This window comes from Enterococcus sp. LX10 (assembly GCF_023539285.1).
In the GTDB taxonomy this organism is placed as follows: Bacteria; Bacillota; Bacilli; order Lactobacillales; family Enterococcaceae; genus Enterococcus; species Enterococcus faecalis.
Genome location: NZ_CP092784.1, coordinates 82,746 through 106,505 on the forward strand (window position 1 = coordinate 82,746; position 23,760 = coordinate 106,505).

At 38.9% G+C, this 23,760-nt stretch carries 16 protein-coding genes; 13 read left to right on the top strand and 3 right to left on the bottom strand.

The genetic code is table 11. The annotated features are described in order from the left end of the window. Positions 1–462: 462 nt before the first annotated feature. The 7 genes from fss1 to MKZ30_RS00400 all read left to right on the top strand — a co-directional run bounded on the left by fss1 (position 463) and on the right by MKZ30_RS00400 (position 14,895). Positions 463–6,561 (top strand): fibrinogen-binding MSCRAMM adhesin Fss1, encoded by a 6,099-nt coding sequence (gene fss1 / locus MKZ30_RS00370; RefSeq protein WP_154230834.1) that lies wholly within the window; start codon positions 463–465, stop codon positions 6,559–6,561. A 282-nt stretch (positions 6,562–6,843) separates the two neighbouring features. Beyond that, positions 6,844–7,758, top strand: coding sequence for a diacylglycerol/lipid kinase family protein (locus tag MKZ30_RS00375; protein WP_002419423.1), 915 nt, complete (start codon positions 6,844–6,846; stop codon positions 7,756–7,758). A gap of 81 nt (positions 7,759–7,839) precedes the next feature. After that, positions 7,840–9,345: an AcpB/EbpR/MafR family transcriptional regulator gene (locus tag MKZ30_RS00380; protein WP_002419422.1), complete on the top strand. Its 1,506-nt coding sequence runs from the start codon at positions 7,840–7,842 to the stop codon at positions 9,343–9,345. A 339-nt stretch (positions 9,346–9,684) separates the two neighbouring features. Next, the gene (locus MKZ30_RS00385) at positions 9,685–9,924 is read left to right on the top strand and encodes a hypothetical protein (protein ID WP_002383474.1); all 240 of its coding nucleotides are present in this window, start codon (positions 9,685–9,687) and stop codon (positions 9,922–9,924) included. Then, positions 9,921–13,016 carry a glycosyl hydrolase family 28-related protein gene (locus MKZ30_RS00390; protein WP_160747729.1) on the top strand — a complete coding sequence of 1,032 codons (3,096 nt, stop codon included), beginning with the start codon at positions 9,921–9,923 and terminating at the stop codon, positions 13,014–13,016. Before MKZ30_RS00385 ends, MKZ30_RS00390 begins: the two co-directional genes overlap by 4 nt. Before the next feature lie 176 nt (positions 13,017–13,192). Next, positions 13,193–13,954 carry a formate/nitrite transporter family protein gene (locus tag MKZ30_RS00395; RefSeq protein ID WP_010714980.1) on the top strand — a complete coding sequence of 254 codons (762 nt, stop codon included), beginning with the start codon at positions 13,193–13,195 and terminating at the stop codon, positions 13,952–13,954. Between the two features lie 155 nt (positions 13,955–14,109). After that, positions 14,110–14,895, top strand: coding sequence for a hypothetical protein (locus tag MKZ30_RS00400; protein WP_002416129.1), 786 nt, complete (start codon positions 14,110–14,112; stop codon positions 14,893–14,895). A 58-nt stretch (positions 14,896–14,953) separates the two neighbouring features. Here MKZ30_RS00400 and MKZ30_RS00405 read toward each other — a convergent pair whose 3' ends face one another. Beyond that, positions 14,954–15,574 (bottom strand): helix-turn-helix transcriptional regulator, encoded by a 621-nt coding sequence (locus MKZ30_RS00405; RefSeq protein ID WP_002383467.1) that lies wholly within the window; start codon positions 15,572–15,574, stop codon positions 14,954–14,956. Positions 15,575–15,890: 316 nt separating this feature from the next. Here MKZ30_RS00405 and MKZ30_RS00410 point away from each other — a divergent pair, with 316 nt between their 5' ends. Genes MKZ30_RS00410 through serS form a run of 4 tightly spaced genes read left to right on the top strand, consistent with a single transcriptional unit; the run spans position 15,891 to position 19,885 of the window. Next, complete coding sequence (locus tag MKZ30_RS00410) at positions 15,891–16,997, top strand: PTS sugar transporter subunit IIC (RefSeq protein WP_002383466.1); 1,107 nt, start codon at positions 15,891–15,893, stop codon at positions 16,995–16,997. Beyond that, complete coding sequence (gene sdaAB, locus MKZ30_RS00415; protein WP_002392236.1) at positions 16,984–17,679, top strand: L-serine ammonia-lyase, iron-sulfur-dependent subunit beta; 696 nt, start codon at positions 16,984–16,986, stop codon at positions 17,677–17,679. Before MKZ30_RS00410 ends, sdaAB begins: the two co-directional genes overlap by 14 nt. Before the next feature lie 14 nt (positions 17,680–17,693). After that, positions 17,694–18,587, top strand: a complete 894-nt coding sequence (gene sdaAA / locus MKZ30_RS00420; RefSeq protein ID WP_002356122.1) for an L-serine ammonia-lyase, iron-sulfur-dependent, subunit alpha — start codon at positions 17,694–17,696, stop codon at positions 18,585–18,587. Between the two features lie 26 nt (positions 18,588–18,613). Then, positions 18,614–19,885: a serine--tRNA ligase gene (gene serS / locus MKZ30_RS00425; RefSeq protein ID WP_002383464.1), complete on the top strand. Its 1,272-nt coding sequence runs from the start codon at positions 18,614–18,616 to the stop codon at positions 19,883–19,885. A 36-nt stretch (positions 19,886–19,921) separates the two neighbouring features. Here serS and MKZ30_RS00430 read toward each other — a convergent pair whose 3' ends face one another. Both MKZ30_RS00430 and MKZ30_RS00435 read right to left on the bottom strand, forming a co-directional pair. Then, on the bottom strand, positions 19,922–20,872 hold the full coding sequence (locus MKZ30_RS00430; RefSeq protein WP_016616694.1) for an alpha/beta hydrolase: 951 nt from the start codon (positions 20,870–20,872) through the stop codon (positions 19,922–19,924). Between the two features lie 129 nt (positions 20,873–21,001). After that, a complete protein-coding gene (locus tag MKZ30_RS00435; RefSeq protein ID WP_080279940.1) occupies positions 21,002–21,481 on the bottom strand; it encodes an arginine repressor in 480 nt (159 codons plus the stop codon). A gap of 218 nt (positions 21,482–21,699) precedes the next feature. On the opposite strand from MKZ30_RS00435, the gene MKZ30_RS00440 reads away from it, so the two are divergent. Beyond that, positions 21,700–22,212: an arginine repressor gene (locus MKZ30_RS00440; protein WP_002387472.1), complete on the top strand. Its 513-nt coding sequence runs from the start codon at positions 21,700–21,702 to the stop codon at positions 22,210–22,212. Between the two features lie 296 nt (positions 22,213–22,508). Next, on the top strand, positions 22,509–23,735 hold the full coding sequence (gene arcA, locus MKZ30_RS00445; protein WP_002356129.1) for an arginine deiminase: 1,227 nt from the start codon (positions 22,509–22,511) through the stop codon (positions 23,733–23,735). Positions 23,736–23,760 lie beyond the last annotated feature (25 nt).

Consider the following 23,760-nt stretch of genomic DNA (forward strand, 5'->3'; position numbering starts at 1 on the left):
GACAATTTAAGTCTGTTGTTTTTTTAGCTTAAATAGCTTATACAAATAGGCTTTTTTGTCTAAGCAGTTCTTGTGAAAAAGTTTAAAAAAACGGTATAGTGGAAGAAGGACTAGTACAAATAAGAAAGGATTAAGGGAGTGTTTTTATAAAGGTGAAAAGGGTTTTTAGCATTTCATCAACTTTTTCTATTTGGAGGAGAAGTTGTTGATAATTTTTGCTGAAAAATCTCGTTATACTCTTCTTATTCTTATAGAAGAGTCTATAGGAATAAGCAAAAAATGAATCCGCATTCGAAGTAAGACTGCGTTTTGAGGAGATAAAAAGAAAAGGCGTGTTGGCTGTCTGTTTTAGCAAGGAAGAAAGACAACAGAAGAGCACTCACTTATTTGGCTTAAAATAAAAAATTGGTACGAAGTGAACGTTCTCTTCTATGTGTCGTTAGTAGAGGAAGGATGAAAGAAATGAGAAAGAATGGTCCAATGGTAAACCGTTGGCTCTATGGGTTGATGTGTTTGTTACTTGTTTTAAATTACGGCACACCACTCATGGCTTTGGCGGAAGATGTTAACAGCGATGGCCAGCTAACGTTAGGAGAAGTGACGCAAACCAGTCAGCAAGAAATGACCTTAGCGCTTCAAGGAAAAGCACAACCAGCAACACAAGAGGTTGTAGTGCATTACAGTACCAATGTGTCAATCAAAGCTGCACATTGGGCAGCGCCCAATAATACGCGCAAGATTCAAGTGGATGACCAGAAGAAACAGATTCAAATTGAATTGAATCAGCAAGCGTTAGCAGATACGTTAGTCTTAACGTTGAACCTCACAGCTACAGAAGATGTGACGTTTTCTTATGGACAACAACAACGAGCGTTGACGTTAAATACTGGTACTGATCCGACAGAATCAACGACAATCACGAGTTCTACAGTCACAACAGCGAATGAAGGTTCAACAGAAGAAGCATCTGCAAACTCCTCTGTTCCTCGTTCGTCCGAAGAAACTGTCGCCAGCACGACAAAAGCGACAGAAAGTAAAACAACTGAATCGACAACTGTCAAACCACGTGTAGCAGGACCAACAGATATCAATGACTATTTTACAGGTGATGAAACAACGATTATCGATAATTTTGAGGATCCGATTTATTTAAATCCTGATGGCACACCAGCAACACCACCGTACAAAGAAGATGTGACCATCCATTGGAACTTTAACTGGTCGATTCCAGAAGATGTGCGGGAACAAATGAAAGCAGGCGATTACTTCGAGTTTCAATTACCTGGCAATTTGAAACCTAATAAACCAGGTTCAGGTGATTTAGTTGATACGGAAGGCAATGTCTATGGAACCTACACAATTAGTGAAGATGGTACGGTTCGTTTTACCTTTAATGAGCGCATCACGTCTGAAAGTGACATTCACGGGGACTTTTCTTTAGATACTCATTTGAATGATTCAGATGGTCGAGGCCCAGGAGACTGGGTGATTGATATTCCTACGCAAGAAGATTTGCCGCCTGTAGTGATTCCGATTGTCCCGGATACCGAACAACAAATTGATAAACAAGGCCATTTTGATCGAACGCCCAATCCTAGTGCGATTACTTGGACGGTAGATATCAATCAAGCGATGAAAGATCAAACAAATCCAACTGTGACGGAAACGTGGCCAACAGGGAATACCTTTAAGTCAGTGAAAGTCTATGAGTTAGTGATGAATCTTGATGGAACAATTAAAGAAGTGGGTCGCGAACTTAGTCCAGATGAATATACCGTTGATAAAAATGGCAATGTGACAATTAAAGGTGACACGAATAAAGCGTATCGTCTTGAGTACCAAACGACGATTGACGAGGCGGTTATTCCAGATGGCGGGGGTGATGTGCCTTTTAAAAATCAGGCGACGTTAACAAGTGATAATAATCCAAATGGGTTAGATGCTGAAGCAACCGTTACCGCCACATATGGCAAAATGCTAGACAAGCGCAATATAGATTACGATGAAACCAATCAAGAATTCACTTGGGAAATTAACTACAACTATGGCGAACAAACCATTCCAAAAGACCAAGCAGTCATTACAGACACAATGGGGGATAATTTAACGTTTGAACCAGATTCTTTACATTTATATTCAGTGACGTTTGATGACAAAGGAAATAAAGTCGTTGGAGCAGAACTTGTGGAAGGAAAAGATTACAAAGTGGTAATTAACGATGATGGCTCCTTTGTGATTGACTTTTTGCATGATGTGACTGGCGCAGTCAAGATTGATTATAAAACCAAAGTTGATGGAATTGTCGAAGGCGATGTTGCCGTGAATAATCGTGTGGATGTCGGCACTGGTCAGCATTCAGAAGGTGATGGCACAGCCAATCAACAAAATATTATTAAAAACACTGGTGCAGTGGATTATCAAAATTCAACGATTGGTTGGACGTTAGCTGTGAATCAAAATAATTATTTGATGGAAAATGCCGTGATTACGGACACATACGAACCAGTTCCTGGCTTAACCATGGTACCCAATTCGTTGGTTGTTAAAGATACAACTACTGGTGCTCAGTTGACGTTAGGTAAAGATTACATGGTAGAAATAACTCGTAATGCAGAAGGTGAAACAGGCTTTAAGTTAAGTTTCATGGGGGCGTATGCCAAAACAAGTGATGCCTTTTACGTAACCTACAATACCTTTTTCGATGTTACCGAGTTAGATGCTAACAACCCTGCATTGGACCATTACCGAAATACCGCTGCCATTGATTGGATGGATGAAGCAGGAAACAATCATCACTCAGAGGATAATAAACCGTTTAAACCTTTACCTGCTTTTGATTTAAATGCGCAAAAAAGTGGTGTTTACAATGCCGTCACTAAAGAAATCACTTGGACGATTGCGGTGAATTTAAGTAATAACCGTTTAGTCGACGCCTTTTTGACGGATCCAATTTTAGCCAATCAAACCTATTTGGCTGGGAGCTTGAAAGTCTATGAAGGCAATACAAAGCCAGATGGTTCGGTTGAAAAAGTGAAACCAACGCAACCGTTGACGGATATCAAAATGGAAGAACCAAGCGAGAAAAACAAAAATACTTGGCGTGTTGACTTTCCTAATGATAGTCGTACGTATGTGATTGAATTTAAGACGTCTGTTGATGAAAAAGTTATCGAAGGTTCGGCTAGCTATGACAATACCGCATCTTATACAAACCAAGGTTCTTCACGTGATGTGACAGGAAAAGTTTCTATTCAACATGGTGGCGAATCAGTGAAAAAAGGTGGCGAATACCACAAAGATGATCCAGATCATGTGTACTGGCATGTAATGATCAATGGCGCCCAATCGGTTTTAGACGATGTGGTTATCACTGATACACCCTCACCAAACCAAGTGTTAGATCCCGAGTCATTGGTGATTTACGGTACCAACGTAACAGAAGACGGAACGATTACGCCAGATAAATCTGTTATTTTAGAAGAAGGAAAAGATTACACACTGGAAGTTACCACCGATAATGAAACAGGACAACAAAAAATTGTCGTTAAAATGGCCCATATTGAAGCACCTTATTACATGGAATATCGTAGTTTAGTGACTTCTTCAGCGGCGGGGAGTACAGACACGGTATCCAACCAAGTGTCAATTACTGGAAATGGTTCAGAAGTCGTTCATGGAGATGACAATGGCGATGTGGTCGTTGACATCGATCACAGTGGCGGGCATGCCACAGGGACCAAAGGCAAAATTCAGCTGAAGAAAACAGCCATGGATGGGACGACTATTTTAGCAGGCGCCCATTTCCAAATTTGGGACCAAGCCAAAACACAAGTCCTACGTGAAGGTACAGTAGACGCCACTGGGGTTATCACATTTGGTGGGTTGCCGCAAGGGCAATACATTTTGGTGGAGACGAAAGCACCAGAAGGTTATACAGTTTCGGACGAATTAGCTAAAGGCCGAGTCATTACTATTGATGAAGAAACTTCAGCAGATGGTGCACAACCAACTATTATTAAAAACGATGTCAATAAAGTAATTTTAGAAAAAACAGATGAGAAGGGCAAAAAATTAGTCAATGCACGCTTTAAATTAGAGCATGCCGTAACCACGCCGTTTACTCATTGGGAAGAAGTTCCCCTTGCGCCGGATCGAACCAACGCAAATGGCCAGTTAGAGGTGGATAGTTTAAAACCAGGGCTTTATCAGTTCACAGAAATCGAAGCACCGACAGGGTATCTTTTAGACACTACACCAAAACGATTCATCGTGACACAAAACACGAGCGGACAAATTCGTGATGTTCATGTCAAAATGCTTAATTACCAAGGTTCTGCTGAACTAATTAAAAAAGATCAAGCAGGCAATCCATTAGCAGGTGCTGAATTTTCGGTCCTTGATGCCACAGGACAAGTGGTTCGAGAACACTTAGTTTCGGATGCAGACGGAAAAGTCACAGTGACGGATTTAGCCCCAGGCAAATATCAATTTGTGGAAACCAAAGCGCCAGTAGGGTACCTTTTAAACACTGAACCAAGTACTTTCACGATTGCAGCAAGCGATCGGGGCAAACCAGCAACAGTTATAGCAACGGCTAACTTTGTTAACTATCAAGGTGCAGCTAAATTAATCAAAAAAGATGTGAAGGGACACTTGTTAAGTGGTGCGACATTTAAAGTGCTCGATGCGAAGGGACAAACGATTCAAACAGGCTTGACGACAAATAATCAAGGGGAAATTGTTGCAGAGCACTTAGCCCCAGGTAAATATCGCTTTGTAGAAACCAAAGCGCCAACAGGCTATTTGTTAAATACCACGCCAGTCCCATTTGAAATTGCTGAGAAAAATGCTGGTGAACCAGCGGTCGTGGTTGCTAGTGACAACTTTGTGAACTACAAAGGGGCTTTCCAAATCGTGAAAACGAATAGCGCAGACCAACCATTAGCAGGCGCTGTTTTTGAATTATATGATCACAATAAACAATCATTAGGGATTACAGCAACGAGTGGCAAAGATGGCAAAATTATCTTTAGAGACTTGGCGCCAGGTACCTATTATTACAAAGAAATCAAAGCACCAAAATTACCAGATGGCTCAGAGTATATTATTTATCCTGAATTAGTAAAAGTAGAAATTCGTGGTGATTTCAAAGGTGATCCGGAGATCTTCCAATTAGGGGCCTTCGCCAATTTCAAAGGACGTGCTGTCTTTAAGAAAATCGATGCCAATGCGAACCCACTTCCAGGAACGATTTTTAAATTGTATCGAATCGAAAATGGGGAAAAAATCTTTGAAAGAGAAGTAACTGCTGAAAAAGATGGTTCATTGGCTATGGACGATTTAGGCGCTGGTAGCTATGAATTAGATGAAATAGATGCAACGGATGGCTATATCGTCAATAAACAACCCATTTATTTTGTAGTGAAGAAGAATTCAAATGATAAACAACCACTAGATGAGTTAGAGTTTGTAAATTATCAAGCGGAAGTAACGGGACGTAAAGTCAACGAGCAAGGTCAAACCTTAGCGGGTGCAGTTTTTGCAATTTACAATGCCGATGAGCAGAATCAGGCCCAAGGTTCACCAATCACATTCTTGAATCGTGCAGGAGAAAAAGTTTCTGAAATAACAACGGATAAGACTGGCGAAATTTACGCTAAAGGGCTGAATGAAGGGCATTACGTTTTAGTGGAAACGAAAGCACCAACAGGCTATCTGTTAGACACAACGCCACATCCATTTGATGTAACCGCCCAATTAGGAAAAGAGCAGCCAATTGCTTTAGGCGATCTTATCAATTATCAAGGAACTGCTCAATTAACCAAAGAAAACGAAACAGGTGAAGCATTGGCAGGTGCGGTGTTTAAGGTCATTGATGAAACAGGGCAAACCGTAGATGGACAAACCAATCTGATGTCTGACAAGCAAGGCAAAGTCATTGCGAAAAACTTAGCACCGGGAACGTATCGTTTTGTGGAGACACAAGCGCCAACTGGCTATCTTCTTAATGAAACGCCAAGCGCAAGCTTTACGATTGCGAAAGACAACCAAGGCAAACCAGCCACTGTGGTACTTAAAGCACCTTTTATTAATTACCAAGGTGGTGCCAAGCTAGTGAAAATTGATCAGCAAAAGAATGCCTTAGCAGGTGCTGAATTTAAAGTGACAGATGCAGAGACAGGGCAAACTGTCGCTCGTTCATTACGTTCTGACAACCAAGGGTTAGTTCAAGTGAACCACTTACAACCAGGAAAATATACCTTTGTGGAAACAAAAGCACCGGATGGTTACCAACTGTCTAAGCAAGCTGTCGCATTCACTATTGCAGCAACAGCGAAAGACAAACCTGAACTCGTGGATGCGGGCACGTTTGTTAACGAGAAACAACCTGTATACAAAAAAATAAAACCAAATCAGCCAACAACGAAACAAGCAGCTAGAGAGACAGGTTGGCTTGGTTTACCGAAAACCAACACACAAGTCAATTACTTCTTTGTCTTTATCGGCCTCCTGTTGGTCGGTTTGGCAAGTTGGCTCTTTTATAAAAAGAGCAAGAAATAAGCTAAAGCCATAAAAAAACAGAGAGTGGGTCATCCGTCGAAAGGACGGATGGCCTATTTTTTTCCATCTTAAGCTAATCAACTGAACAAAAGTAGCTCCTTCTTATTGACATTCTCATGTAAGCCTTCATCGCAGTTTAGCCTTTGAACAGAACTTACTGAGTTCTTGGAACAAACCGCTTGTGCCTCAGCCTTTATTTTTCGATGCTATCTTTAGGTATTTTGGCTAAAATATTGTACACTTTACATGTGCAAGAAATTTAGTTAGAGATATGAGGATAGAATGATGAAAAAGATGATGGTTTTATACAACGAAACTTCAGGAAGTAGTGAAAGTAAAGAGATTGCAGAACGCTTTAAAAAAGCTGCAGAAGCGAAAGGGGAAGCGGTTATTTTGCAACCTTCCAATCCAGACATTGATCCTGAAGAAATGCGGAAAAATGCCAAAGAAAATCAAGTGGGTGTCTTGGTCGTCATTGGTGGTGACGGGACCATTCATCATGCCGTTCAAAATTTTAAAGACACCATTCGTGACTATCAAATAGGGATTATTCCAGGCGGAACAGTCAATAATTTTGCGCGTGTGTTAAGTATTCCTTTGAAAGAAGAAGATGCCTTTGAAACCATTTTGGCAGGTAAGACAACACCAGTTGACTTTGGGATGGTAAATCAAGATGTAATGATTTCAACCTTAACGATTGGCTTATTAGCGGACACAGCAGCGAATGTGACCCAACAGGAGAAACAAAAATATGGTCCGTTAGCCTTTACAAAGCAATTTTTCCGCTTATTAGTGAAAAAGAAAAAGTACAAACTAAAAATTGATGGCGATGAAAGACGTTGGCATGGCAAAGCCCAATTATTAACGATGACCATGACAAATTCTGCTGGTGGCTTTACCAATTTCGATGCCAATGCCACGCCAGATGACGGCGAAGTGCACATTATCATTTTGCCTAAGTTAGTTTTTTACAAGTTTGTCTATTACTTACCTAAAATTATCAGAGGACAATTAAATGAAATTCCTGGTGTCGTGTATTTCTCTGGGAGTCAATTTAAAATTAGGGGCGAAAAAGACAAGAAAGTCCAAACACGAACAGATGGCGATCCTACCGATGATTTACCGATTAAAGTAACGGTGGAAGCTGGGGGACTCAACGTGTTTGTTCCTGAAACGTCCACATCTACGAAAGAATAAAAGAAACAACTGTTATTTTTTCGTGGAATAGATTTCTCATTTTGTGTACAATAGAACAGAAGAGAGGCAGTTGAGTGAACAGTGAAATGGGATGAATATGTTGATATATTCGATACAGATGTCGTTTCTAAAATTATTATTTTAAGAAACTTGCCAATTAATGAAGGTTGGATTGACATCAATGAGTTAGCAGAAGAATTACAATTAAACAAAAAATCAGTCAAAAAATACGTAGAGCTTCTAAAAGATGACATTACGTATTATGCCGTAGATAATGATGTTTCTTTGGCTTTTGAAAAGGGGCATGGCTATCGCTTGAACTTGGCGTCTAGCCAAGCCTTCCAGAAACTTTATACAGCAATTTTTCAAGATAGTTTAACTTATCAAGTAATGGAAGATTTATTCTGGGGGCGATTTAATGGGATTGTGCCAGCGACAACAAAATATCATACCAGTGATGCCACGATTCGGCGCTTGCTCAAAGGGTTTACAGAAATTTTAGCGCCATTGGGGTTAGTGATTAATAAAAGCACCTGGAAAATTGAAGGCAATGAAGCATATTTGCGCCATTTTGCTTACACTATTTTTATGGACTTAATCCGTGATACTTGGCCTTTTGACTATATACAAGAAACGGAAGTCGCACAAACCGTCCAAAAAGTGATGGCTTTTTTCAACGTAGAAGTTGCGGAAACGGTGTTACGCCGAGTTAAGTATATGGTCGCGATCTCAAAAGTCCGGAGTGCGCAAGGTGCTGAATACCGACCTTCAGCCGAGCAAGAAACCTATTTAGAAGGAAATAAACATTACCAAGCCTTTATAGAAGAGATGACAGCTACTACCCTTTTCCTTAATAAAAACGATTTAACTTTTGTGTACTTTTTCTTGTTAGCCAATGACCAATTTTATCAAGACGAAGCCACTGCACAAGCTATTTTAGCGCATTTTGATGAGTCTGAAGCGCCTGTTTATATGTTGACTCATTTAGTCCAACATTTCTTATTAGAAGAAATACAAATGACGCCGCAATTGGAAAAAATTCGTCCGCAAATTTTTTATTATTTGTTTGCTACACATTTATTTGCCGAACTTTACTATGTCCAAAATGTGAAAATGTATAATGTCTTTTGGAATAAAGTCAAAGAAAAATATCCGGTTCTTTTAGAAGAATTAAGCAAAGGCTTAAATCAACTTTACGAACAAACAGGCAATGAATTATTTACAAATAAAGAATTTTTGGCTCTGCGTTATTCTAGTGTTTTGGCGCTTTCCAATGATTTAATTCATCGTGAACAAAAAATTGTTTTAGGGTTAAAATCAGGCTTGCCAGTGCTAGAAGAAGAACGGGTGAAACTATCGATTGAAAATAATTTTCGTCGATTTTATGCATTGGAAGTTTTACGATACAGTGAAGCAAGCAAAGAAGACTGGCAAAATATTGATTTACTATTAGTGACTTCTTTGACAGATGTGGAAACAGGGCATCCAGAGATCTTTTTACTTTCAAGTGAGTTAACGTTTGAGCAATATAATCGTTTGAACCAAAAAATAGTAAAAATTAACGAAAAAAGAACTAGGTCACTTTAATAAAAAATCAAAAAAATGGGCTTTTTTGATGCATATGTTCGATAAATTGTAAAAAATTTTTTTTGAAAAGTAAAAAAAGACAAAGAGAAAACGTCAATAGATAGGTGATTAACACCTATCTATTGACGTTTTCTTGCTATTTTTTAATAAATCCTGCACAGGTTCCTTTGGAAATCATATCGAAAAGGCACTTTTTTTGTTTTTTTATTGTAAATAGTAGGTTATTAACCCTTGATAGTAAAGGAACTGTTACTTTTTTTAACAGGTGGTTAAAAAATATTGAGGTTTCTCACAAGGATTTTTCTATATAATAGAAGGAGCAAAGAAAGGCGGGATGAGATGAAAAAACGGATGGAACAAATTGAAGAAATTTTAGGTTGTGAAGAAAATAGTGCAGGCGTCCGATTAAAGGAATTGGTTGAAGCTTTAGAATTGGAAGTCACGAATCAAAATTTGTTAAAAGTAACAAGTGTTTTACATATGAATCCAAGATTTAAAAAAATTTATGCATACGAAGACAGTCGTGTCATTACGCTGTATCAACTTTTACAAAATAAGCCGTTGGAAGTAACGGAATGAAAAGAGGGAAACACATGAAGAAAACAATGCTCATTCTTCTATTTGGTTTATTAACAGTGGCTGGTCTACCAATGGTGACCGAAGCGGTTGAGCCAGTTAACGCAACAGATGCAACAATTTTTGGCGCACAAGCAATGGTGCCTAATAGTGCGGAGGATCAAACAGATAAGTTACAGGCATTGCTGAGTCAGACAGCAAAGGAAGGACAGGCATTATTTTTACCACAGGGAAGTTATGCTCTGTCAAAAGATATTGCGATTTCTTCAAATTATCAATTAATTGGCGATACAACAGGAGCCACTATCTTACATAATGCTACAGGTGCCCCGATTCAGCTGACAGATACAACTTATGGAACGAAAACTAATGTACGACTTCAAAATATTGCCTTTGATGGAATTAATGTGACTTTGAAATTAACGAATCAATTAATCCTAGCAAACAATATTTTTTATAATCCATTAAAAGGATTCGTAGTCAATTTAAATGCAGATATTGGCGTTAAAATTTCAGGTAATATTTTCATGCGTGACACAGCACATATGCAGCCAGGGATTGATTTTAACCGAGCGATTTACATTGGTGGCTATTCAACACCAAGTCGCTTCCAGTATATGTCAGATGTAGACATCGTGGACAATTTATTTGGGTTAAAAGTGACGGAATTAGATGCGATTAAAAGCACCAGTCGTTCAGACTTAGCAGCGACTATTACACGTTTACAAACAGCCATTGAAGCAGGTGCTATTTCAGTACCTAATGAACAAAATTATCTATCAACAGGGGTTAATTCTTATAGTATGTTGAAGGATGTAACTGTTCAACATAATTTTTTCTATTCACCCTATGACAACGAAAACTTAAACGGCTTAGGTGGCGATCATGCGATTTATTTCCGTGGTGCCCAAAATATCACGGTGGTGGGGAATCATTTACGTGGACTACAAAATGGTCCTGCTGGCGGATTTAAGTTTAAATCAGGTCGTAATATTACGATTATGAATAATTATTTGCGAAATACAGGTCTCATTATGTATGGAACACCAGAGATTGGTTTGGCAGAAACGCAAGCAGAGGGAGCTATTTCAGAATTATCCAACTGGTTAGTGGCTAACAACATTTTTGATTGGAAGTATTGGGACAATCAATATGCAATTGGAATGGAGTACAATCGTCATACGGGAAATAACAATGTGTTCAATGGCGTATTTATTAACAATCAGTTTGTTAACTACCATAATATTCCGCAAAACCGACGTCGGGAATTGTTAATCGCTAGTGGCGGTGGTTTCCGACCAGAAACGAGTTTTGTGAAAGACAATACTCGAGATGATGGCCTTAAAAACGGCCAATTATTGGTAGAAAATTGGACAGAGGCGGACTATCGCTTAATGCCAGCAACATGGGAATCGTTGATTTCACCAACACTTTATGAGCAATATAAAAATACGCCAATTCCGGTTAGAAATACTTTAGCAACTCCTGTGGCCACGACGATTGTGCAAGGACAATCAATCGATCCGCAGCAACTGGTTGCTAATACAAATGATGCGGATGAAGCAGTCCCAACTGCTAAAATCGTCAATCCAGAGGTTTTAAATGAAATCGGCCAACAAAAAGTGACTGTTCAATTAACTTACGAAACAGGTTCATTGGTAACAGTGAACGTACCGGTGACGGTAGAGGCCCCTGTAAAAAAGCTTGATTTGTCCCGACTACAAACCGTTTATGCTTCGATTGGTGAAGCAAACCAATATACGGTTTACTCTTGGCAGTTATTCACTGCCATTGGGCCTAAAACGATTGTTCCTTCCTATTATCAGCAGGCGACACAATTGTTAGCAGAAGGTCAGGTGAGTGGGGACAAAACCCAAGAACAAGTGGATCAGTTAACAAGTAATTTGCAATCTGCAATGAAAGTATTAGTCAAAAAAGCCGATATCACGCTAGAGCGTGCAGAAGCAGAAAAGGAACTTGCGAGCGTTCACAAATTAGACGAATCTGTATATACCACAGATTCTTGGCAAGCCATGCAAGAAGCCTTAGTAGATACAACAACTGGGGAAGAAAGTCCTAAACAGTTACAAAAATTGCTTGCTTGGTCAGATGAAGAATTATTAGAGCCAACACTTGGTGGCTTTAAAACACCCGTAGATGCGCAAAAGCGTATTAATCAATTAACACAAACCATAAAAACGGCGTTACTTCTGTTAGTTGAAAAATCAACAGAAACAACTAGTAACACAAGCGAAAGCAACACTCCAGGCACAACAAGTGAAAGCAGTAATACAAGCGAAAGTAGTACTCCAGGCACAACAAGTGAAAGCAGTAATACAAGCGAAAGTAGTACTCCAGGCACGACAAGTGAAAGCAGTAGTACAAGCGAAAGTAGTACTCCAGGCACGACAAGTGAAAGCAGTAGTACAAGCGAAAGTAGTACTCCAGGCACGACAAGTGAAAGCAGTAGTACAAGCGAAAGTAGTACTCCAGGCACAACCAGCGAAACCAGTAATACAAGCGAAAGCAGCACCTCAAGTACGATAAGTGAGAGCGGTAGCACGAGTGAAAGCAGCACGCCAAGCACGTCAAGTGAGAGCGGTAGTACAAGGGAAAGCAGCACGCCAAGCACAACTAGCGAAACAAGTAGTACAAGGGAAAGCAGTGCTTCAATTACGCCAAGTGAACCAAGCAATACAAATGAAAGTAACACTTCAAGTACGACCAGCGCAACCAACAGTACAAGCGAGAGTAGCACCCCAAGCACTGTAAACGCAAACAGCCAAAACAAAGGCGAAAACTCTGTCATTTACGCGGAAGAGTCTAATCAAGATCCTAATGCCTCTCAAAGTAATTCAAAGACCTCTGCCAAGGCTAGTCAAACAAAGGAATCCGCAGCAGAAAACCAAGCAACTAAACAGATACAAACGAAACAAGATTCGTCAGGAACAGTCAAAAAAGCGGATAATACGACTAAAATTGCCAAGAAAAAATTCCCCAAAACAGGGGAACAATCTTCAGCAGTTGGGAGCTTCCTAGGTCTTAGCATGTTATCGTTAGCCATGGCAACCTATTGTTTTAAAGTGAAAAGATAACTCTTTAAAAACGGATAAGTAAACATCCTGAAACAAGAAATAGGACTTGTTTCAGGATGTTTTTATATAAAATTAAAAGAACTACAGTTTTTAGTGAAAAAATACACAAAAGTACTTGAATTTCTGTGATATAAGGGTAAAGTAAAGGAGGACAAAAAACAAAGGAAGTGAAATATTTGTATACACCAGATGAAATTTTAAGTATCAGTATTGAAAATGGTCAGAAAAAAATTCAAAAGCCTTTGGTAGCAAAACTCATTTTAGGATTTATCGGCGGTGCCATGATTTCCCTCGGCTATTTGGCTTATGTGCGTGTTTCCGCCTCTATTCCAGCAGATTTAGCCAGTGTTCAAGCTTTAGTGGGAGCTGCGGTTTTCCCAATTGGTCTAATTGTTATTTTAATGGCTGGTGGTGAGTTAATCACAGGAAATATGATGGCGGTGAGTACGGCTTGGTTTGCTAAAAAGGTTTCTTTCAGAGAATTAATCGTGAACTGGGTCACAATCACATTGGCAAATATAGTTGGTGCCCTATTTGTTGCCTATTTTTTTGGCCATTATTTAGGTTTAACCAGTAGCGGCGCCTATTTAAATCAGGTTCTTTCTCTTGCGGAACATAAAGTTGCAGCAACTTGGCTTCAGGCAATTATTTCAGGTATTGGCTGTAACTGGTTTGTAGGGCTGGCCTTATGGCTTTGTTATGGTGCGAAAGATGCAGCGGGGAAACTATTAGGCATCTGGTTTCCAGTAATGATTTTTGTTGCAATTGGCTTTCAGCATAGTGTGGCGAATGCATTCATCATTCCAGCCGCAATTTTTGAAGGCGGCGTTCAGTGGGGGGATTTTTTCCGTAATTTTATTTTTGTTTATTTAGGTAACATCATTGGTGGCGCTATTTTTGTTTCTGGCTTTTACTATTTAAGCTATCGCAAACATTAAATCCATTTAGCAGATAAAAACCTACACAAAGGCTAAATGCCTTTGTGTAGGTTTTTTCTTTTTAAACAAAAAGGAAAACGGTTGAAAAATTATTGCTAGATTTTTAAAACAATGTTACATTAATGTTACAAAAAGATTTCTGGAGGTAACGAAAAATGAAAAAAATTGTTTTGTTCAGTATGTTAACGTTCAGTGTATTGTCTTTAAGTTTAGCAGGATGTGGAAACAAAAAAACAGCAAGCACAAATGATTCTAAGCCAAAGCAAGAAACAAAGAAAGCCACGCAGAAATCCTCTAGCCAACAAGAAATGAAAAATAGTCATTCGTCTGTCACGGGTCAAAATTCTAATGTGGCAGGGGAAAATCCGTCAGAAAATGCCGCGCAGCCTTCTGCAGGAACTGATGAAACGAATGAAGTCCCTCAAAACCAAGCACCTGATACAAACATTACAATTACCAATGTTGTTTTCAATCCTGAAAGAAATGAAATTAATGGTACTACATTACCTAATGCAACCATTACAGCAACGGTAGTAGGTGATGCTTCTGCACAAGCAGGTGTTTTTTATGCGGATGCCAATGGCAATTTTACAGTAATTAGTCCCAGAGCGGGAGCGACTACTCAATTAATCGCAACCGTTGATCAACGGAATAGTGCACCTGTCCAAATTGACATTCCAAGTTCAGGACAAGAAGCAGCGCTTTCTTTTAGCAATATTACGATTGATCCGAAACAAGGGACAATTTCTGGTAAAACAGCACCTAATGCAACTATTTTAGTGTCACGTGCAGATGATGCGCGGGTGATTTTAGCAAGTTTTACTGCGGATGCCCAAGGGAATTTCACAGCCAGTAATTTAGTTCCCGGCACAAAAAATCGCTTAGATGTTACGTTAAATGGAGAAATAGGGACACCTTACTTGTTTGATTTACCAAATTAAAATAGAAGAGAAGTGATTAAAGCCACCAACGCTAACTAGCGTTGGTGGCTTTGATGGTTTAAGCTTCTTCTTTTTTATGATTGCGGATATGTAAATAGATGGTATTTTTTGAAATACCTAATCGATCGGCAATCTTTATGACAGAATCTTTGAGATTGAAAATTCCTTGATCATATAAACGAATAACAATTTCTTTATTTTGATTCAAATGTGATACATTTGGATCGCTTTCTACTGCTTGTTTTACTTTTGTCAGTGAAGTAGTGATTAATTCGTCAATATTGTCAGAAAAATGTTCAGAATTTTTAAGCTCTTGGGACATATCATTTTGTTGTCCTGAAGGTAATAAGTCTTGCAAGTAGTCAATTAATGGCATTTCTAAATGCATATTGATACAGATTAATCCAATAATACGATCATTTTCACCGATAACTGGAATGGTGGAAGATTTTAAAATAACCCCTTTTTGATTTTTATTGTAGTAGGGTTTCACAGCGTAATCATGTTCCGACTCTACTTGACTTAACATTTTTAACGCCATATCAGTAATGGGGGCACCTTCCTTGCGGTTACTGAAATGGCCATTGATGACTTTGATAGCTGAACTTTCCAAATTTTCTAAACTATGAAGAATGACTTCATGGGTACTACCAAAGAAGTTCCCTAATCCATCAAGCATTAAGGCATGTGAATGTAAGATTTGTTTATCTACTTCACTTAAACGTAAATATGACTCCAAGTGATATCCTCCCCTACACTGAAATTAATTTTAGTGTAATACTTTTTTAATGGAAAAGCAATAAGATTCTTTACGTTAAAAAAATACATTGACTAAACTTTTGTTTAGTCGTATACTCTGAATGTGGAATGAAATTTTTATTACTCATTGTACTTTAGTTCATCAGAATGATCGCTCATTCTTTCACTTGTTGAGCAATAAAAATTTTATTCAGGAGTACCATCCGTTATAAAAAAATATAGTTGGAGGCAAAGAAATGAAAACGTTATCAGGAATCTTGATGTTAGTCTTAGTTTTATGTGGCATGTCCCTATTCTCTTTTAAAGCACCGCGAGGGAAAAAATCTTTAAGTGCTTTGTCTGGTGCAGCTTGTGCCACCTTTCTACCAGAGGCATTTTTGCGGTATGCAGTAGGCGGCGTTTTTCATTTAGATTATGTGTCGCAAATTGGTGAAACTATGGGTAGTCTAGGTGGTTTAGCAGCTGGAGCTCTTGTGCCGCTGGCTTTCGGGATTAGTCCAGTTTTTTCAATTATTTTAGGTCTGTCATTGATTAAAGTCAGCTTGTTACCAGCTTTTATTACCGCGTATCTTTTATCTTTTGTTGTTGAGCAGATGCAAAAACGTATTCCAGAAGGGATTGACTTATTAGTCGTTATTTTAGTCATTCCAGTCGCTGCTTCGTTAGTTGCTGGTTTTATTCAACCCGTTGTATTAGGTGTCCTAGAAGTTATTGGGGGCACGATTTTAAGTGCAGTAGATGGCAATCCATATGTGATGGGCGCAATTTTAGGTGCTATTATCCCGATTGTTGGTATGACACCGTTAAGTTCAATGGTTTTAACTGCCTTGATTGGTTTGACTGGTGTACCAATGGCTGTCGGTGCGTTGACTTGTTACGGCAGTTCCATTGTCAATGCGGCGCTATTTAAAAAGTTAAAACTAGGCACAGCTTCAACCCCGTTAGCTGTAGCAATCGAGCCACTAACACAAGTCGATATCATCAGTTCCAATCCAATTCCTATTTACGCAACGAATTTATTTTCTGGAATGGTTAGTGGTATTGTAGTGACTTTCTTTGGCTTAAAAGTACCTGTGACAGGAATGGCAACGCCGTGGGCTGGTTTACTTGTGACATTAGGTAACAATGCCATTCAAACGACTTTACTAGCAGTAGCGATTATCACAGTGGTCAGTCTGATGTTTGGATTTTTAGGTGCGCTGGTCTTTAAACGTTACAGAATTGAAGCGGTGGATAATACACCAGAATTTGAAGGAACGACGGAAGTAACCAGTGAGAAAGAAAAAGAAGCAGTAAAAACCAAAGGAGGAGTTACGTATGAACACAGCTATGGCCATCAATAAACCTAAAAAAGTGAACAAAGTAATGAACTACAAAAGTTGTTTTGACATTATCGGTCCTATTATGATTGGTCCATCTAGTTCGCATACAGCTGGAGCATTAGCGATTGGCTTAGCGGCAAGAAAGTTATTCGGCGGAACGCCAGAAAAAATTGTGATTAAATACTATGAATCTTTTGCAGACACGCATAAAGGACATGGGACTGATTTTGCAATTATTGGTGGAATTCTTGGACTAGCAGCAGATGATGCCAACGTAACACAATCCATTGAACTTGCGGAAGAACAAGGAATCGAGATTCAATTTTTAGAAATGAGTGAAGAAAGTCCAGTGAAGCATGCTAATACAGCATGTGTAACACTCAGTGATGCAACGCACGAAATTCATTTAACAGGAATTTCTGTAGGTGGCGGCACTATCGAGGTGAAATACATTGAATTAGACGGTTTCAATGTCCAACTACATGGTCCTTTACCTATTTTGTTAGTCATTAATCAAGAAGAGCAGGCGATGCAAGCTTTTAAAGATACGTTACAAAAAAATAATATTCAAGTGAATGCTGTGTCTCGTTATGTGGAAGGGGATCAAATTTTATTCATCTTTGACTTAGATTCGGCACCAATTTCCTCGGTGAAAGAACAACTGTTTTCACTAGATGACACATCGAAAATAATCTTATTATGATAGGAGTTTGACATATGTACCTTTCGATTGAAGAATTTATCGATAAAGCTGAAAAAACAGGAAAAAAAATCTCTGATTTGATGATTGAGCAAGAAATGGAGCGTAGCCAAAAAAGCTATGAAGAAATTTGGACACAGATGGGTCAAAATTTGGATGTCATGGATGCAGCTGTTAAACGCTCGCAAGAAGGAGCAGGCGTTTTTTCTCCTACTGGGTTAACGGGCGGTGATGCGGCACGTTTAAAAAAATACCGCGCAGCTGGCAAAACGTTATCAGGTGATTTAATGATGTCTGCAGTTCAAGCCGCACTAGGTACTAATGAAGTCAATGCAGCAATGGGCGTTGTTTGCGCAACGCCAACTGCTGGTGCAAGTGGCACCTTACCAGGGGTTTTAACAGCGATTAAAAATACCTTGAATTTAACGCGTGATCAACAAATTCGTTTCTTGTTTACCAGTTCTTTATTTGGGATGGTCACAGCCAACAATGCGATGATTGCTGGTGCAGTTGGTGGATGTCAAGCCGAAGTAGGCAGTGCTTCAGCGATGGCCGCCGCCGCAGCTGTTGAAGCGGCTGGCGGAACACCACGCCAATCTTCTGAAGCTTTTGCTATGGCTTTAGGGAATCTATTAGGTTTAGTTTGTGACCCAGTGGCTGGGTTAGTCGAAATTCCTTGTGTCAAACGAAATACAGTAGGTGCAGGCAATGCGTTAATCGCTGCAGATATGGCTTTAGCTGGAATTGTAAATAAAATACCAGCAGATGAAGTGGTGGAAGCCATGAATAAAGTCGGCCGTCAATTACCACGAGAATTGAGAGAAACGGGTTTAGGTGGCTTAGCTGGCACAGCGACTGGCCAACGAATGAAGAATGAGATTTTTGAAAAAGTAAAATTCACCATTGTTTAAAATTTAATCATGAAGAGGGAAATAAGATGCTGGATATGAAAAAAATTCGCCAAAATGTAGAAGTGGTGCAGAAAAAGTTAAAAACACGTGGTGTGGACGAGGAAGTTTTATTACGCTTTTTGGCTTTAGATGAAGAGCGGAGAGCGTTACTTGTTAAAGTTGAAGAATTGAAAAAACACCGTAATCAGGTATCAGGAGAAATTGCACAATTAAAGCGTGCACAAAAAGATGCTTCACAACAATTGCTAAATATGCAAGAAGTTAGCGAGCAAATTAAAGTTTTAGACCAAGAAGTTGTTCATTTGCAAGAACAATGCACAGCCATTGCAGAACGTCTGCCTAACTTACCTCATGAGAGCGTGCCTGTTGGTGCAGACGAAGCCGCCAACGTAGAAGTTCGGCGGTGGAGTACGCCGAAAACTTTTTCATTTGAACCGAAACCACATTGGGAAATCGGTGAAGCCTTAGGAATTTTAGATTTTGAAAGAGGCGCGAAAGTATCTGGTAGCCGTTTTCTTTATTACAAAGGCTTAGGGGCTCGTTTAGAACGAGCGGTCTATAATTTTATGTTAGATCAACATGTTAATGAACATGGTTATACCGAGGTGATTCCTCCTTATTTGGTCAATAGCAAAGCAATGTTTGGCACCGGTCAGTTTCCTAAGTTCAAAGAAGATGTTTTCCAAGTTGCAGAAAGTGATTTGACGCTGATCCCCACAGCGGAAGTCCCATTAACTAACTACTATAATAATGAAATTTTAGAGGCGCAAGAGTTACCGATTTATTTTACTGCTTTAAGTCCTTCTTTTCGCTCGGAAGCGGGTAGCGCAGGCCGTGATACCCGAGGATTAATTCGTTTACACCAGTTCCATAAAGTAGAAATGGTTAAATTTAGTGATGCAGAACACTCCTATGAAGAATTAGAAAAAATGACCAACAATGCTGGAGATATTTTAGAAAAATTGGGCCTCCCTTATCGAGTGATTACTCTTTCGACAGGTGATATGGGCTTCTCGGCAGCGAAAACCTATGATTTAGAAGTTTGGATTCCGGCACAGAAAACGTATCGAGAAATTAGTTCTTGTTCAAACTGTGAAGACTTCCAAGCACGTCGGGCGTTGATTCGTTATCGTGATAAAACGGGTCAAGTTCAATATGCTCATACTCTTAATGGGTCAGGACTTGCTGTTGGTCGAACAGTGGCTGCCATTTTGGAAAATTATCAAAATGAAGATGGCACGGTAACGATTCCAGAAGTTCTACGTCCTTATATGGGCGGTTTAACGAAAATAGATTAAAAAAGAAGGTTGATGTCACAACATCAACCTTCTTTTTTATTTCGTTAAATCCGTTAACCAATGCCCAATTTCTTGAAAAACTGTTGCTTTTTCCGTTTCTAATAAAATTTCATGACGCAAAGTGGGAAATAGCCGTAACGTCACGTGCTGAAAACCTGCATGCTTTAATTGCTTTTGAATTTTCGCTGGTCCCTTGCTGAAATCACCAACTGGGTCTTCAGCGCCACTAATGATTAAAATAGGCAATTCTTTTGGGATCGCTTGGTACCAATTCCTTTGATTGGCTCGTTTAACAAGCGAAAAAAGGGTAGCAAAACCATTGTTGGTAAATACGAAGCCCATTAATGGGTCATTTTCATAGTCAGCCACATTGGCTTGATTTTTAGAGAGCCAATTAAAGGAACTTGCTTCAGGAAATTTTTTGCTAAAAGAACCAAATGCCAGCTTATCAATGAACGGAGCTGGTTTTTTCGGCTGTTTCTCGGCCATTTTTTTAATAAAAGGCAATGCGGCGGTTAAAGGTAACGGACTTGTTCCAGTGCCCATGAAAATGACTCCTTGCATAGTCACAGGATAGTCTTGCAGATAGTTGCGCAAGGCGAAAGACCCCATGCTGTGACCCATCATAAAATAGGGCAATTGTGGATAGTGATTCATAGCCCATTGTTTCACTTGATGAATATCTGTAACGACATTTTCAGGCCCTTGTTCTCCAAAAAAACCATAGATCGGTGCGCTTGGTTGTACAGATTCGCCATGACCTAGATGATCATGCCCAATTACGGCAAACCCTAATTGATTTAAAAAACGAGCAAATTCATCATAACGTTGGATATGCTCTGCCATGCCGTGAATCAATTGAACTACGGCTTTGGGTGAAGGACAGGGCCAATGACGTACATTGAGCTGAGTTTGTTGATCGTTTGAAGTGAGTATGAATTGTTCAGTCATAAGAAACCCTTTCTTTGCTTTTTGATTATTATACAAAAAAAAGACGGTGTTCAAAAGAAAAATTCATGAGAAAACGCCTCAGCTTTCACTGAGACGCCTTCTTTTATTTATCTTTAATAAAATAGCAATGATGTCAAAAAATAGTCGATTTCACTAAGTGACGAATTATGGGTGGTACAAATACTGCTGGAAATAGTTGTTAACTTCAAGGGCATCTTCTTTATTTCTTGAAAGAATTAAGATAGTATCATCCCCAGCGATGCAGCCCAAGATATGAGGGTTGTGGATACGTATGCGATCAATTAAAACCCCGATGGCTTGCCCGTTGCCAGGTAAGACGGTTAAAAGATTTGTGAACTCTATTTGTGTTAAAGAAACACCAGTTTCAATAATAATGTCAACAAGACGTTCTTCATCTGTTTTATATTTTGGACGAAGGGCAGAATTATTCAAGATACGATAATAGGCTTCTCCTTGACCATTGTCTACTTTGTTTAAATTCAGCTCACGAATGTCACGAGAAATAGTTGCTTGTGTGGTGTGAATATTTTCTTTTTCCAATAATGCTAGTAATTCACTTTGTGTATGGATTTCATTTTCTGTGACCAATCGCTTAATCATCGTTTGGCGTTTTAATCGGTTCATTACTTTCCTCCAGTTCAGTTAATCATGCAGAAAAACATCATTGCTGTTATTTAAAACGGTGCCAGTAATTCCCTAAAATCACTGTACAACGTTTTACTAAATTGTGCAAGTCTCACTTTTTTAAATGCGAAATATCCGGCAAAATCAATGAGAACCTTTTAGCTAAACGACCCTTTTTCTATTCTAATTAGAGAGATTCTGCTAGTATTGCTTTGTAAATGTCTGGAGGAAGGGTGTTATTTGTGAATAAGCAAACACGCCAAAGTTTGATTAAAGAAATCATTCAAACAACCGTAATTCATAGTCAAAATGAGTTGTTAAGAGAATTAAAAAAGCGCGAGATAAATGTCGCACAAGCAACGATTTCACGGGATTTATGGGAATTAAAAGTCGTCAAAGCATTAGATGAGTCTGGCGAGATGCGGTTAACGATTTTTGAACAATTCACTTCTTTAGAAGAACGAAAAAAAGAACAGTTGATACAAGCAATTCGTGAGGTAGTGACCAAAGTTGAACGTGTCGCCTTTTTACTAGTGGTTCATACATTACCAGACAACGCAACATTGTTTTCAGCTGTACTTGATGAAGTGTCTTTGTGTGAAAAGAAATGTTCTGTCGCTGGCTTCGACACTGTTATTATTGTTTCATCATCCGAGGAAAAAGCACAAGAACTAGAGCAGTATTTTCAACAATTTATTCAGCCAACACCTTTGTCAAAAAGTAACGCATAAATGGAAGGGAGCCAGAAGTCGTTTTGACTGCTGACTCCCTTCCTTTTACCTATATAAGATTATAACTTTATGAAGTGCATGAAGAAATATTTTTTTTTGAATAAATGCATTTTTTTTTATTTAATTATGCATTATTTTTTTAGAATATCTATGAAAGCGCATTCTTTCAGGCTGGAAATATGCATAAGAAAGAATACCGTTGTATATTTGGTATTTTGTTTGGCAAATGGCTCACGTCCTAGGTTAATCAGGTCTGTTATTCTGTGTTTGTAATTAAGTTGAGGAGGTTATTTCACATGAGTCATCCAATTAATGTATTTTCTGAAATCGGGAAATTGAAAACAGTGATGTTACATCGTCCAGGTAAGGAATTAGAAAATTTAATGCCAGATTATCTGGAGAGATTGTTGTTTGATGATATTCCGTTTTTAGAAAAAGCACAAGCAGAACATGATGCATTTGCAGAGTTGTTACGATCAAAAGATATCGAAGTGGTCTATTTAGAGGACTTAGCTGCTGAAGCGTTGATTAATGAAGAGGTCCGCCGACAATTTATTGACCAATTCTTAGAAGAAGCCAATATTCGCAGCGAATCAGCAAAAGAAAAAGTTAGAGAGTTAATGTTAGAAATTGACGACAACGAAGAACTTATTCAAAAAGCGATTGCAGGCATTCAAAAACAAGAATTACCTAAATATGAGCAAGAATTTTTAACAGATATGGTTGAAGCGGATTATCCATTCATTATTGATCCAATGCCTAACTTATACTTCACACGTGATAACTTTGCGACAATGGGCCACGGGATTTCTTTAAATCATATGTATTCAGTAACTCGACAACGGGAAACCATTTTTGGGCAATACATTTTTGATTATCATCCTCGTTTTGCTGGAAAAGAGGTTCCTAGAGTTTATGATCGTTCAGAATCAACCAGAATTGAAGGTGGCGATGAATTAATTCTTTCAAAAGAAGTAGTGGCCATTGGGATTTCTCAAAGAACGGATGCCGCGTCAATTGAAAAAATTGCGAGAAATATTTTTGAACAAAAATTAGGATTCAAAAATATCTTGGCTTTTGATATCGGTGAACATCGTAAATTCATGCATTTAGATACCGTTTTTACCATGATTGACTATGATAAATTTACGATTCATCCAGAAATCGAAGGTGGTTTGGTTGTTTACTCGATCACTGAAAAGGCAGATGGAGACATCCAAATTACAAAAGAAAAAGATACATTAGATAACATTTTATGCAAATACTTGCATTTAGACAATGTTCAATTAATCCGTTGCGGCGCTGGGAATTTAACCGCAGCAGCCCGTGAACAATGGAACGACGGTTCAAATACATTAGCAATTGCCCCTGGGGAAGTTGTTGTTTACGATCGGAATACAATTACGAATAAAGCGCTAGAAGAAGCAGGCGTGAAATTGAATTACATTCCAGGAAGTGAACTAGTACGTGGCCGTGGTGGCCCTCGTTGTATGAGTATGCCACTTTACCGTGAAGATCTTTAAAAAACACCCAAAAATAGGAGGAATC